An 11,915-nucleotide genomic window follows, 5' to 3' on the forward strand; every position below is an offset into this window, starting at 1 on the left:
GGAGTCGTGGACATCGAGATCGACCACGCGTCGTCGACGCCGCCGTTCGAGCAGTTGCGCACGCAGATACTCGAACTCGTCAAGTCCGAGCGGCTCGTGGCCGGCACCAAGATCCCGACTGTTCGGGGCCTGGCGTCCCAACTCCACATCGCGCCGAACACCGTCGCGCGGACCTATCGGGAGCTCGAGCAACTCGGGGTCATCGAGACGCGTGGACGGCTCGGCTCCTTCGTGGCGGCGTCCGGCGATCCCACGCGGGCCAAGGCGCAGGAAGCCGCGACCGAGTACGCCCGGGTGGTTCGTCGGCTGGGAATCTCGGACGCGGATGCCGTGGCGTTCGTGGCGAGCGCCCTCGAGGGAGCCTGAGCCTGTAGCCGTTTAGGTTGACGCTTCAACTTAATCTGTGTCAGGGTGGGGTCATGAACTCCACCGTGTTCCGTGACGTCAGTCTGCTCATCGCCCGGCTGGGCCTCGGCGTGATCTTCATCGCGCACGGGTGGCAGAAGTTCTCCACGTGGGGCATCGACGGCACCCAGGCCGCCTTCGCCGGCATGGACGTGCCGCTGGCCGACGTCTCCGCGATCGTCGCCGCGACGATCGAGTTGGTGGGCGGCATCGCCCTGCTCGTCGGATTCGCCACCCGGGTAGCCGGCGTCCTGCTCTTCCTGAACATGCTCGGCGCGTTCTTCATCGTGCACGTCGGCAACGGCATCTTCGTCAGTGACGGCGGCTACGAACTGGTCCTGGCGCTCGGGGTCGCATCGCTGCTGATCGCGGGTGTCGGTGCGGGCCGGTTCAGCGTCGACGCCGTCGTCGGGAAGAGGTCGCGGGTGCTGTCCGCCTCCTGACCGTCGTCTACACGCACCCGGAACTCGCCACGGCGGGCTCCGGGTGCTTGCTTTTGGCCGCGAGAGTGAGCACCGTTTGAGGAATGGCAGGCGCACGCGAACTGTCCGGGACCGACCGGGTGGTGTTCGGCGTGGCCGCGAGCGCCGTCGCCGCGATCGTCGTGTGGGGACTGGCGGCGCCCGACAACCTCGAATCGGTCACCGGCAACATGCTGGACTGGCTGGTCACCAACATGGGCTGGTTGTTCGTCATAGCCGCGTCGTCGTTCGTCGTCTTCACACTGTGGATCGCCGCGAGCAAGTACGGCCGGGTTCCGCTCGGGAAGGACGGCGAGAAGCCCGAGTTCACGACCGTCAGCTGGATCGCGATGATGTTCAGCGCCGGCATGGGCATCGGCCTGATGTTCTTCGGCGTGGCCGAACCACTCGCCCACTTCGTCACGCCGCCGCCCGGCACCGACGGCGGAGTGGGTACCGCGATGGCCACCACGATGTTCCACTGGAGCCTGCATCCCTGGTCCATCTACGCGGTGATGGGCCTCTCGATCGCCTACGGGACGTACCGGCGCGGCCGCCCGCAACTGATCAGTGCGGCGTTCTTCCCGCTCCTCGGGCGGCGCAGCGGAGGCCCGATCGGCCGGATCATCGACGTCCTCGCGATCTTCGCGACCATGTTCGGCACGGCGGCTTCCCTCGGTCTCGGCGCGCTGCAGATCGGCTCCGGACTGGAGGTGATCGGCTGGATGGGCGAGGTCGGCACCTTCCTGCTGGTCGCCGTCGTCGCGGTACTCACCCTCGCATTCGTCGCATCGGCGGTGTCCGGTGTCGCGAAAGGCATCCAGTGGCTGTCGAACATCAACATGGTGCTCGCTCTCGCGCTCGCGGTCTTCGTGTTCGTGCTCGGGCCGACCGTGCTGATCCTCAACCTGATTCCCAGCACGATCGGCAACTACGCAGCCGACCTCGCGTCGATGTCCGCGCGGACCGCGGCGTCGAGCAATCCCGAGACCGCCGAGTGGCTGTCGTCGTGGACGATCTTCTACTGGGCGTGGTGGATCTCGTGGACGCCGTTCGTCGGAATGTTCCTCGCCCGGATCAGCCGCGGGCGCACCATCCGCGAGTTCGTGATCGGTGTGATCCTCATCCCGAGCCTGGTGAGCCTGCTGTGGTTCGCGGTGTTCGGTGGCGCGGGGATCAACGAGCAACGTGAGGGCATCGACCTGGCCGGGCGGGACACCACCGAGAGTCAACTGTTCGGGATGCTCGAGCACCTGCCGCTGTTCGGTATCTCCACCGTGCTGGTGATGGTGCTCGTCGCCATCTTCTTCGTCTCCGGCGCCGACGCCGCCTCGATGGTCATGGGCACGCTCTCGCAGCGCGGGGCTCTCGCGCCGGCGCGCTGGGTCGTCGTCTTCTGGGGCCTGCTCACCGGTGGCATCGCGGCGCTGATCCTGTGGACCGGTGGCGCCGACGCGCTCAACGGTCTGCAGACCATGACGATCATCGCGGCCGCGCCGTTCGTGATCGTCATGATCGGCCTGTGCATCTCGCTGTATCGGGACCTGTCCCGCGATCCGATGATCCTCGCCGGCCGCCAGGAGCGACGACTGTCGCCGCGAGCAGTGCGGCGTTGGAGTTGACGCCGGGGCCCGTCAGCCGCGGTCGGTGACCATCGACAGGATCCGCGGCAGCGGCGTCCAGTCCGTGGAGACGACGGATGCCGAGCGGCCCGCGAGGTCGAGCACCCGAGTGCGGGCGTCGGCCTCCGACGGTGCGACCGCGTCGAGCGCCGGGAGCACCTTGTGCGCGTCGGTGAGGACGACCAGATAGCCGTTGTCGCGGTACCACCCGGTGTCGATGTCGCGGCCGACGAAGTCCGCCGCGTCCACGTCGAACACCACGAACCACGGCCGCAGCACTGCGTCGTACCGGAACCGCGGGTCCCCGGCCTGCGCCCGGTGCACCGCGGGGAAGGCGGTCGCCAGGTCCAGGGCGCCGACACGGGAGAGATCCGACAGGTGCGTCGCATATGCGCGGTCGATCCACCAGGTGTCGAGAGGATTGTTCTCCTGCACGGTGCCGGGAATCAGTTCCACGAGAAACCTGCCGCGCAGGTCGTCGACATCGGGCCACCCCACGGAACGGACGGCGTCGTCGAGCGTCGCGGCGGACGGACCGGCGTGCGCGAGGAGATCGGCCGGACCGAACACCGCGTCGCCCAGCCGACTGCGGACCAGCGCGTCGAACTCGCGCGGGCCGCGACCGAACGGCGGCGTGAAACCGTCCTTCATCTCCACCTTCACCACGACCGGCCGGTGGTCGGGGTCGGCGTCGTGCCACGCGCGCAGGTCGTCGAGGCACCCGCTCAGGAACTGGTCACGTGGGCCCGTCCGCAACCGGTCGGCCGAGGTCGCGCCCGCGCAGTTGTTGTCGTTCGCGACCGGGTTCGAATGCGACACCCGCCAATCCGGACCGGCCGCATTGGTCCACACGTCGAGCTCGATCAGCCCCGCGCCGGCGTCGAGAGCATCCGCCAGGAACGGGTAGCGGTGCTTCTCGAACGTGTTGTGCACCCCGACCGACGTCACGTCGGACAAGCGTGGTGCGGCCGGACCGGAATCCGCTCGCGCGGTTGCCGGTACGAGCGCGGTCAGGGCGGCGAGCACGATCGTCACGATCACGGACGGTCTGGACATTCGGAGCACACTACCCACGGAGAGGGCGACCGCGGGCACGTTTCGCGGAGGAGGAGCGGTCACCCGTCGTGGGGGATCAGCGCCAGCTCGGCAACCACAGTTGCTGCTGCCACATCTCCGGCGTGATCGGCACGGCCGTCAGGATCGGCCACAGCCACACGAAGTTCGCGATCACCAGCCCCACGTAGAGACACACCGCGAGCAGGCCCGTGCCGCGCCGTTCGGCCGACGCCTTGGCGGCGCCGAGGAGCTCACCGAGGACGAGCGCGATCGCCATCACGAAGAACGGGGCCAGGGCGACCGCGTAGAAGTAGTACATCTGACGGTCCAGCGTCACGAACCACGGCAGCAGTGCGGCCGCATAGCCGGTCAGAACCGTCGCGTAGCGCCAGTCGCGGCTGACGAAGGTGCGCCACAGCGCCCACCCGAGGACCGGAAGAGCCAGCCACCACATCGCGGGTGTGCCGACCAGCATCACCGCCTTGACACAACTGGGCCCGCCGCAGCCGGACACGTGCTCGCCCTCGGCGAAGTAGTAGAGCATCGGGCGCAGACCCATCGGCCACGTCCACGGCTTCGACTCCCACGGATGGTGGTTGCCGGCCGAGTTGGTCAGGCCCGAATGGAACTCGAGCACCTTGGCGCTGTAGTACCACAGCGACCGCAGGGCCTCCGGTACGAACGAGAACGGCCCGCCCGTGCCGATCTGATTTCCGGCGGCGTGCCGGTCGACGCCGGTCTCGCTCGCGAACCACGCGCCGTACGTACCGAGGTACACGATCAGCGGCACCACGACGAGCGCGTACAGCGACGGGACGATGTCACGGATCGCGGTGCCGACCCACGGCCGCCGCACCCCGTACGCGCGGCGCGCGGCGATGTCGTACCCGACGCACAGCAGGCCGAAGAACGCGATGAAGTACATGCCGGACCACTTGGTGCCGCACGCGAGACCGAGCATGAGCCCGGCCCCGAATCGCCACCACCGCACGCCCAGCCGGGGGCCGAACTCGGTGACGCCGATACGTCCCTCCGCCCGGACCCGGGCCATCCGCTCGCGGACTTGGTCCCGGTCGACGACCAGGCAACCGAGCGCCGCGACGGTGAACAGGGCGAGGAAGATGTCCAGCATTCCGAGCCGGGACGAGACGAAGGTGACGCCGTCGACGATCAGCAGGACGCCGGCGATCGTGCCGATCAGCGTCGACCGGGTCATCCGCCGGACGATCCGCATCACCAACAGCACGAGGATCGTCCCGGCGAGTGCCGACGCGAACCGCCAGCCCCACGCGTTGTAGCCGAAGAGGGCCTCGCCCATCGCGATCAGCTGCTTGCCGACCGGCGGATGCACCACCAGCCCGTATCCCGGATTGTCCTCGAGCCCGCCACCGGTGAGGACCTGCCATCCCTGCGGCACGTAGTGCTTCTCGTCGAAGACCGGGGTGCCCGCGTCGGTGGGGTAGTTCAGCATCACGAACCGCGTGATGGCGGCGAGCGCGGTGACCACGAGGGTCGCGATCCAGCCGCGTCGGCGGTCGGTGGGGCCGAAGTCCGGTGGCGGGGCCATCGGAGCGGGGCTGACGGTCCGGGGTCCGCCGGACGAGGGCGCGGGGTGCTCGTCCGTCAGCTGGGTCACGTGTCGATCGTAGGCTGTCACCCATGACTGGTCGCCTCGTCCTCGCCGCAACTCCCATGGGGGACATCGGTGACGCCTCCGAACGCCTGCGCACAGCCCTCGGATCCGCCGACGTCGTGGCCGCCGAGGACACCCGGCGCACGAAGGCACTGGCCGCGGCCCTGGGGGTCACGATCACCGGACGTGTCGTCAGCTTCTACGACCAGGTGGAGGTGGCTCGGCTGCCGGTGCTCGTGGCGGACGTCGAGGAGGGCCGCACCGTACTGCTCGTGACCGACGCCGGGATGCCGTCCGTGAGCGACCCCGGCTACCGGTTGGTAGCGGCGTGCGTCGAGAAGGACCTACCGGTGACGTGCCTGCCCGGCCCGTCGGCGGTCACCACGGCGCTCGCTCTGTCCGGGCTGCCGGTGGAGCGGTTCTGCTTCGACGGATTCCCGCCCCGCAAGCAGGGTCAGCGCCGGACGTGGTTCGAAACTCTGAAGACCGAGCCGCGGGCGTGTGTCTTCTTCGAAGCGCCGCACCGGCTGGCCGCGTGTCTTGCGGACGCGGTGGATGTGCTCGGAGGCACCCGTAGGGCGGCGGTGTGCCGGGAATTGACGAAGACGTACGAGGAAGTGCGCCGCGGGACACTGGCCGAGCTCGCCGAGTGGGCCGTGGACGGCGCACGCGGTGAGATCACCGTCGTTCTCGAGGGTGCGCAGATGGTCGCAGCGGATCCGGAGGATCTCGTCGCCGAGGTCGAACGGCTCGTGGCGGACGGAGCGCGATTGAAGGACGCGTGCGCGCAGGTGGCCACCGAGGGCGTGTCGAAGCGCGAGCTGTACGAGACCGTACTGGCATCGCGAAGGGACTGACGCGTTCGGAGCGCTGGGAACGCGGTTCCCGCCGACCCCCGTCGAGCGACTACTCCGGGGCGGGTGCTCCGGTCGAAACCGGAGCACCCCCCACCGGGGCAGCGACCGCATCGGCGGGGGCCGCACCCAACAGCAACATCAGGCCCACGGTCGCGGCGATGACCAGACCTGCCCCGACAGCCGGCGGTGTCTTCGCCGTCAGTCTGGTCGCCATCGCGATCATCCGAGTTCCTCCTCCGTTGGACGCTGCACCCGGCAGGGGATACCCCTCGTGGATTTCTCCAACCCCCACCGGTTGCAGCACCGCTGGCGCAGGGCCTTTGTGCGTCGACGTCGACTTTGCCCCATTCGGCGGAACGGACGAACTGGATGGTTCGCAAGACGAGCTATCATCCCTGTTCGCGGGCGGTGAGGAATTATTCCGCAGCGGAATCCGCGGGGGCTGCCGAGCGCGGAAACGGGCCCGAACCGGGGGGAACGCCCGGCCGGCGACAGGGAAGGAACGACCAGCGCGATGACAGCGGACAGCGAGGCCCCGCAGGACGCGGAACGGTCCGGCGCGGAGGCGCGGTTGATGTTCGCCGACCAGCTGCGGCTGCTGTTCGCGACCGCCGGCGGTCCCCCGCTGAAGAAGGTCGCCGCCGAGGCCGCGACACTCGGTCGCTCGGTCGGCGGGGAGAAGCCCGCCTCGGTCCAGCGCATCAGCGACTGGCGGTCGGGCAAGCGGATGCCGGCCACGTTCGAGTCGGTCCGCCCGGTGCTGGCGGTCCTCATCCGGATGGCCCGCGCGCTCCACGAGGGTCCGCCACCCACCGATGGACTCTTCTCGATGCGCCAGTGGGAGGCGTGGTGGCGCAAGGCCAGCTCCGTCCCCACGACGAAGGCGGCGGCCGCGGCAGCCGGGGAGCCGGCGCCGGCGACGTTGCCGGCCGGGGTGCGGCCCTATCGCGGCCTGGCGCCGTACCGGGAGAAGGACGAGCGGCTGTTCTTCGGGCGCACCCAGAGCGTCGACGGACTCGTCGCCGCGGTCGAGGCGGCTCAGGGCAAGGGCATCGTGATCGTCACCGGCGCCTCGGGCGTAGGCAAGTCGTCGCTGGTCCAGGCCGGGTTGATTCCGCAGCTGAAGGCCCTCGACCAGGACGGCGATCGCAGCGCTTACGCGGCGGTGGTCTTCGCGCCGGGTGCGCACCCCCTGACGTCGCTGCGGTCCGCAGTGCCCGAGCTGACGGAGGACGTCCCGAGCGCCGACCAGCTCCACGACGCCTTGGGCCGCGCGGCGGAACGGCTCGGCGCCCACCACCTGCTGATCGTGGTCGACCAGATCGAGGAACTGTTCTCGCAGTGCTCCGACGCCGACGAGCGGGCGGCCTTCCTGACGGTGCTCGACCTGGCCGCGACGGCACCCGTCGGCGGCGGGGCGACCGATACGACGTCGGTCGTCGCGACGATGCGATCGGACTTCTATCCGCAGGCGCTCACCCATCCGGTGCTCGCGCGGGCGCTCGAACAGCGCAGCAAGACGGTCTCGCCCCTCCTGCGGGAGGACGTCGTCGAGGTGATCACGAAACCGGCCCGCATGATCGGGCTCAAGCTCGAGCCGGGCCTGGTCGACCTCCATCCTCAACGATCTCGGCGTACTCACCGCGGCGTCGCCCAACCCCTCCGAGAGCAGCGACACCGTGCTGCCGCTGGTCTCGCACCTGCTCGACACGATGTGGGAGCGGCGCCGCGGAGGACAGCTCACCATCGCGAACTACCGCGCCACCGGCGGGGTGCGGGGGTCCATCGCGGCCGCCGCCGAGCGTGCGTGGGAGCAACTCGACGAACGCGGCCGGGTGCTCGCGCGGGCGATGTTCGTGCATCTGGTCTACGTCACCAGCACCGGCACCGACGTGAAGATCCGTCGCACGATCCCTCAGCTGCTGGCACTCGAGGGCGACGACACCGGAGCGGGACGCCGCGTGGTGGACCACTTCGTCAACGCCCGGGTGCTCGTGGCCGACGGCGACGCGGTCGAGCTGATCCACGACGCGGTGATCTACACGTGGCCGCGGCTCCGGACCTGGATCCAGGAGGACCGCTCCTACTCCGCGCTGCGCCAACAGATCGAGACGGACGCCGTGCACTGGGAGGACTCGGACCGCAACAGCAGCCTGCTCTACCACCGCGGTCGGCTCGACCTGCTGACCGAGCACGCGCAGACCCGAGCCGATCACGGAACTCCGACGGGGGAGAGCGCTGTCGAGGCGGTGGCGGCGTCGCTGACCCCCGCGGCCGCGGATTTCCTGGAGGCGTCGGTGGGGCAGGTGCGGCGGCAGACGTGGCGCAAACGCACCGTCATGACCGCGCTGGCGCTGTCGACCGTCGTCGCGGTCGCGATGGGCGCGATGGCGCTGGCCGCGAAGTCGCGCGCCGAGGACGAGCGGAGCGCCGCGCAGTTCCAGCAGGTGGTCGCCCTCGCCGACGCACTGCGGGAGAGCGACCCCACCACGTCGGCGCAGTTGTCGTTGGCCGCGTGGCGGATGCGACCCGGCAGCGACGACGCGTTCTCCCGCCTGGTCGCCACCGAGACCACGCCCATCTCGCGCAGCCTGACCGGCCACACCGGTCCGGTGTACGGCGTCGCGTTCTCCGCCGACGGACGGACCCTCGCGACCGCGAGCGACGACCGTTCCGTGCGGCTGTGGGATCTCGCCGACGGTTCCGTTCCGGTACAGATCGGGCAGGAGCTGACCGGACCGGACCAGTACATGGCGTCGGTCTCGTTCAGCCCCGACGGGCATCTCCTCGCGGCCGGCGGCGGCGACGGCACGATGTGGATGTGGGACATCGGTGACCGGTCCGCGCCGCGAGCACTGATGTCGGGGCAGCGGAACGCGCCCGGTGCGGTGCACAACGTCCGGTTCAGCCCGGACGGCCGGTTGCTGGCGGTGCCGCACGACGACGGCACGGTCACGCTGTTCGACACCACGAAGCCGGATTCGGGAGAGTTCCCCGCATTCACGCTGCGGGCACACTCCGGTGCGGTGCGCACGGTGTCGTTCCGCGGCGGCACCGTGATGGCGACGTCGAGTGACGACCGCACCGTGCGGGTGTGGGACGTCGCCGACCCCGCCCGCCCCGTCCAGGTGGGGCGGGATCTGACGGGCTTCGACGACGTCGCGCACTCGGTGTCGTTCAGCCCCGACGGCACGACGCTCGCGGCGAGTAGCGACGACGGCATGATCCGCGTCTTCGACGCCACGAATCTCGCGGACATCCGTCAGGTCGGCGCCCCGGTGCAGGCCCATACGGGCGGCATCTGGACCGTCGCGTTCGCCGCCGACGGGTCGACGTTGGCGAGTGCGTCGTGGGACGGCACCGCGAAGCTGTGGTCGGTCGATCCGGGGACCCGCGCGGTGCACGAACTGCGGCCCGCGCTCAGCGGCAACGGCGGCGGTGTCCCCGCGCTCGCGCTCTCGCCCGACGGCACGACGATCGTCACGGGTGGCCAGGATTCGATCGTGCGGATGTGGACACTGCCGGCGGGAACGGTGCCGGTGTCGGACGCGTCGATGACCTTGCCGTCGATCAACAGCGACGGCTCCCGGGTGGTGACCGCCGGATACGACTCGCAGGTGCGGTTGTGGAAGGTGTCGGCTGCCGGGGAGATGGACCGCGCCGGCACGATCGAGTTGCCGCGACCGCTCGGCGGCGGCAACGTGGTCGAGCTGTCGCCGGACGGCAAGGTGCTGGCGACGACCCAGACGTCGGGCGGCCACGTCCAGTTGTGGGACGTCGCCGATCCGGAGCACCCGGCTGCGCTGGGGGCACCGATCACGACGGCGACGCGGTTCACGTGGGAGATGGCGTTCAGCCCGGACGGCCGGACACTGGCGATCGGCGACGACGACTTCAGCGTCGCGCTGTGGGACGTGCAGGATCCGCGCAACCCGGTGCGGCTGGGGGAGCGTCTCACCGGTCCAGGGAACCTGGTGCGGAGCGTCGCGTTCGGGCCCGACGGCGACGTCCTGGTCGCGTCGAGCGCCGACGGCGACATCTACGCATGGGACGTGTCCACGCCGGAGAAGCCCGCATCGCTTCCGGTCCGTGCCGGCGGGCACGACGGTGGCGTCAATGCCGTCTCGTTCGGTCCGGACGGCGACACCCTCGTGACCGCCAGCGACGATCACACGCTGGTGCTGTGGGATCGGGACGACGACGGGGGTTTCACGCCCCGCCCGGTGCCGCTGCGTGGACACACCGGCACGGTGTACAGCGTCGCGTTCGGCGGCGACGGCACCCACGTGGTCAGCGGCAGCGACGACGGTTCGGTGCGGCTGTGGAACGTCGACGGCGCCGGTGAGGCGGAGGAGGTGGGCGGGCCGCTCACCACCATCGGCACCGGACGTTGGCAGGTCGCGTTCCTGCCGCGGACCGACACGGTGATCGCGGGCGGCGGCGACGGTGTGCTGCGGACGTGGCGCCTCGACGAGGATCCGATCACCGCACGGATCTGTTCGTCTACCTCGGAGCTGACACAGGATCGCCCGGCGCATTTCGAGATGCCGGAATCGGGTCGGGGAGCGTGCGGGACTGGGTGAGCGTGACGATGCTCGACGCCTTGTCCAGGCACTCCTGCCATTCGGCGTCGGGGTCGGAGTCGATGGTGATTCCGCCGCCGACGCCGAGCCCGACCCGGCCGGCCGCGTCGAACTCCACGGTCCGGATCGCGACGTTGAGTTCGAGTCCTGCCAGCGGGCTGTGCATTCCGACGGCCCCACAGTAGACGCCGCGGGGGTCAGGTTCCCACGCGCGGAGCAGAGTCCGGGCCGAGTGTTTGGGGCACCCGGTCACCGAGGCGGGCGGGAACGCGGCGTCGAGCAGATCGGCGGCACTCACCCGGTCCGACACGGCCGCGGTCACCGTCGAGACCAGGTGCCACACGCCGGGTGCGGGCTTCACGCGCAACAGGTCGGTCACCCTGACCGACCCGGCGTCGGCAACGCGGCCCAGGTCGTTGCGGACGAGGTCGACGATCATCACGTTCTCGGCGACGTCCTTCACCGAATTACGCAGCCGCGCAGGGTCTTCGCTCAGTGGAAGCGTGCCCTTGATGGGGCTGGAGGTGACGGTTCCGCCGCGGCGGGACAGGAACAGTTCGGGGGACAGGGAAGCTACCGCGCCCCAATCGCCCTGCACGAAAGCTGCTCGGCCGGGCCGGGTTCGGTCGACTGCGTCGGCGAAGAAGTCGACGGGGCGGCCCGAACTGGTGCCGTGGAAGCGCGCGCACACGCACGCCTGGTAGACGTCGCCGCGGGCGATGGCGTCGAGACAGTCCTCGACTCCGCGGCGGTGGGCGTGACGGTCCGGGGTGGTCCAGTCGATGTGCCAGGGGCCGGGGACGGCGTCGGGTCGGCGCACCGCGTCGACGAGGTCCTCGGGGCACGGCTCGTCGAGGAGGCTCTCGAACCACCAGAAACCCGAGTTGTCCAGCCGCAGAACATGATCGGTCCATCCGCCCGCGGCCTCGGGCAGGATGCCGGATCGATCGGGGTAGGCGCGGTAGCCGATCCATCCGCCGCCGACGATCGGGTCGCCGGGGGTGGGGACCGGTCCCGTGCCGCGCGGCGGCAGTGTGAACGCCGATCGTGCGTCGTGCGGAGCGGCCCGAACGCTGGGTGCGATGACGGCGGCGGCGTCGAACCAGTTCCCGATCAGGCCGGCCGGTGGTGCCAGCTCCCGCGAGCGAGCCCGCCGAGCCAGTGCGCGGAACACGTCGGCGGCGCTGCCACCATCTCCGAGTCGCTCCGATCGCATCCGTCCAGCCTTCCATGTGGCTCGCTCTCCGCCGACATCGGACCGCGCCGACCCCGGCCGGTGGGGCAGCCGATCCGGGGTC

9 protein-coding genes and 1 pseudogene are annotated in these 11,915 nt (G+C 70.2%); 6 read left to right on the forward strand and 4 right to left on the reverse strand.

Annotated features, from left to right (window positions below):
• The first annotated feature begins 6 nt into the window (after positions 1–6).
• The 3 genes from C7H75_RS06820 to C7H75_RS06830 all read left to right on the forward strand — a co-directional run bounded on the left by C7H75_RS06820 (position 7) and on the right by C7H75_RS06830 (position 2,488).
• Entirely contained in the window at positions 7–366 is a 360-nt protein-coding gene (locus C7H75_RS06820; protein ID WP_005514780.1) for a GntR family transcriptional regulator, read from the forward strand.
• 53 nt (positions 367–419) lie between these two features.
• Entirely contained in the window at positions 420–848 is a 429-nt protein-coding gene (locus C7H75_RS06825) for a DoxX family protein (protein ID WP_106851129.1), read from the forward strand.
• Between the two features lie 83 nt (positions 849–931).
• The gene (locus C7H75_RS06830) at positions 932–2,488 is read left to right on the forward strand and encodes a BCCT family transporter (protein WP_106851130.1); all 1,557 of its coding nucleotides are present in this window, start codon (positions 932–934) and stop codon (positions 2,486–2,488) included.
• A gap of 12 nt (positions 2,489–2,500) precedes the next feature.
• Here C7H75_RS06830 and C7H75_RS06835 read toward each other — a convergent pair whose 3' ends face one another.
• Together C7H75_RS06835 and C7H75_RS06840 are read right to left on the reverse strand one after the other, a co-directional pair.
• Complete coding sequence (locus C7H75_RS06835) at positions 2,501–3,544, reverse strand: phosphatidylinositol-specific phospholipase C domain-containing protein (RefSeq protein ID WP_044990623.1); 1,044 nt, start codon at positions 3,542–3,544, stop codon at positions 2,501–2,503.
• Between the two features lie 76 nt (positions 3,545–3,620).
• Positions 3,621–5,111 carry a dolichyl-phosphate-mannose--protein mannosyltransferase gene (locus C7H75_RS06840; RefSeq protein WP_044990625.1) on the reverse strand — a complete coding sequence of 497 codons (1,491 nt, stop codon included), beginning with the start codon at positions 5,109–5,111 and terminating at the stop codon, positions 3,621–3,623.
• A gap of 92 nt (positions 5,112–5,203) precedes the next feature.
• Between C7H75_RS06840 and rsmI the strand changes: the two genes are divergently transcribed.
• Entirely contained in the window at positions 5,204–6,034 is an 831-nt protein-coding gene (gene rsmI / locus C7H75_RS06845; protein ID WP_022594589.1) for a 16S rRNA (cytidine(1402)-2'-O)-methyltransferase, read from the forward strand.
• A gap of 49 nt (positions 6,035–6,083) precedes the next feature.
• Here the strand turns inward: rsmI and C7H75_RS25680 are convergent, their stop codons facing one another.
• On the reverse strand, positions 6,084–6,248 hold the full coding sequence (locus C7H75_RS25680; RefSeq protein ID WP_157349027.1) for a hypothetical protein: 165 nt from the start codon (positions 6,246–6,248) through the stop codon (positions 6,084–6,086).
• Between the two features lie 615 nt (positions 6,249–6,863).
• Between C7H75_RS25680 and C7H75_RS26445 the strand changes: the two are divergent.
• Both C7H75_RS26445 and C7H75_RS06850 read left to right on the forward strand, forming a co-directional pair.
• Positions 6,864–7,589: pseudogene (locus tag C7H75_RS26445) on the forward strand (ATP-binding protein); the annotation flags it as partial.
• A gap of 124 nt (positions 7,590–7,713) precedes the next feature.
• Positions 7,714–10,617, forward strand: coding sequence for a WD40 repeat domain-containing protein (locus C7H75_RS06850; RefSeq protein ID WP_233281869.1), 2,904 nt, complete (start codon positions 7,714–7,716; stop codon positions 10,615–10,617).
• Here the strand turns inward: C7H75_RS06850 and C7H75_RS06855 are convergent.
• Complete coding sequence (locus C7H75_RS06855; protein ID WP_022594602.1) at positions 10,538–11,833, reverse strand: aminodeoxychorismate synthase component I; 1,296 nt, start codon at positions 11,831–11,833, stop codon at positions 10,538–10,540. The two genes, C7H75_RS06850 and C7H75_RS06855, sit on opposite strands and share 80 nt — an antisense overlap.
• Between the last annotated feature and the right edge of the window lie 82 nt (positions 11,834–11,915).

The sequence above is a fragment of the Rhodococcus (subgen. Prescottella) equi genome, from assembly GCF_003013675.1.
GTDB classification, from domain to species: Bacteria; Actinomycetota; Actinomycetes; order Mycobacteriales; family Mycobacteriaceae; genus Prescottella; species Prescottella equi.

Bases quoted from the DNA above. Each gene is read 5' to 3' on its own strand.
- C7H75_RS06830 (WP_106851130.1), top strand. From the start codon at position 932: ATGGCAGGCGCACGCGAACTGTCCGGGACCGACCGGGTGGTGTTCGGC.
- C7H75_RS06835 (WP_044990623.1), bottom strand. From the start codon at position 3,544: ATGTCCAGACCGTCCGTGATCGTGACGATCGTGCTCGCCGCCCTGACC.
- C7H75_RS06825 (WP_106851129.1), top strand. From the start codon at position 420: ATGAACTCCACCGTGTTCCGTGACGTCAGTCTGCTCATCGCCCGGCTG.
- C7H75_RS06855 (WP_022594602.1), bottom strand. From the start codon at position 11,833: ATGCGATCGGAGCGACTCGGAGATGGTGGCAGCGCCGCCGACGTGTTC.
- C7H75_RS06840 (WP_044990625.1), bottom strand. From the start codon at position 5,111: ATGGCCCCGCCACCGGACTTCGGCCCCACCGACCGCCGACGCGGCTGG.
- C7H75_RS25680 (WP_157349027.1), bottom strand. From the start codon at position 6,248: ATGGCGACCAGACTGACGGCGAAGACACCGCCGGCTGTCGGGGCAGGT.
- rsmI (WP_022594589.1), top strand. From the start codon at position 5,204: ATGACTGGTCGCCTCGTCCTCGCCGCAACTCCCATGGGGGACATCGGT.